The organism is Candidatus Ichthyocystis sparus, assembly GCF_900078745.1.
GTDB lineage: Bacteria > Pseudomonadota > Gammaproteobacteria > Burkholderiales > 2013Ark19i > Ichthyocystis > Ichthyocystis sparus.
In genome coordinates this window covers 1-1,075 of record NZ_FKII01000094.1, presented here as the reverse complement: position 1 = coordinate 1,075, position 1,075 = coordinate 1, and the positions used below count along the sequence as shown (strand labels likewise).

The 1,075-nt window shown below is 43.4% G+C and carries 1 protein-coding gene; it reads right to left on the bottom strand.

Annotated elements, in window-relative coordinates; all coding sequences use genetic code 11:
* The coding region (locus tag A6733_RS09260) for a hypothetical protein (RefSeq protein ID WP_176696811.1) at positions 1–1,075 on the bottom strand (1,075 nt) is incomplete at both ends.

Here is a 1,075-nt window from a genome sequence, read left to right as displayed (position 1 = left end):
ACAATAGTAGCCGATCTAAATCCAACTTCCTCAGTAGACAGGGAAGCAGAGGAAATATCAGAAACTGATCTCGACTCAGATGAAGGTAAGAATAGAGGTGCAGGCTCAGATAAAGATACGGGTGAAGATACAGACAAAGGAGATCCAATAGCTCCATATAATGACTCAGGCTCAGGCTCAGGCTGAGGTGATAACCCAGGCTCAAGCTGTATAGGTGAAGGTACAGACAACTCACTCCCTAAAACTCCCAAACCAGGAGCAACACCTTCAGCAGTCGAGACTAGAACAACATCACCAATAGTCAAAGAAGATTCGTTAGGAACGACTGACGCAGCAATAGACTCAATAGGAGAAAAAGAAGACCCAACAGCTTCAGATAATAACTCAGGCTCAGATGATAATCCAGGCTCAGGTTGAGGTAATAATCCAGGCTCAGGTTGAGGTAATAATTCAGGCTCAGGTTGAGATAATAATCCAGGATCAAGCTGTACATGAGAGGATACAGATAACTCACTCCCTAAAACTCCCAAACCAGGAGCAACACCTTCGGCAGTCGAGACTAGAACAACATCATCAATAGTCAAAGAAGATTCGTTAGGAACGACTGACGCAGCAATAGACTCAATAGGAGAAAAAGAAGACCCAACAGCTTCAGATAATAACTCAGGTTGAGGTAATAATCCAGGCTCAGGTTGAGGTAATAATCCAGGCTCAGGTTGAGGTAATAATCCAGGCTCAGGTTGAGATAATAATCCAGGATCAAGCTGTACATGAGAGGATACAGATAACTCACTCCCTAAAACTCCCAAACCAGGAGCAACACCTTCAGCAGTCGAGACTAGAACAACATCACCAATAGTCAAAGAAGATTCGCTAGGAACAGTTGGCTCAATAACAAGAAACAAATAAGTTCCAACAGCTCCAGATAATAACCCAGGATCGAGCTGAAATAATAGTACGGGTTCAGGTTGGGGTGGTAATTCAGGTTCAGGTTGAGGTAATAATCCAGGCTCAGGTTGAGGTAATAATTCAGGCTCAGGTTGAGATAATAATCCAGGATCAAGCTGTACATGAG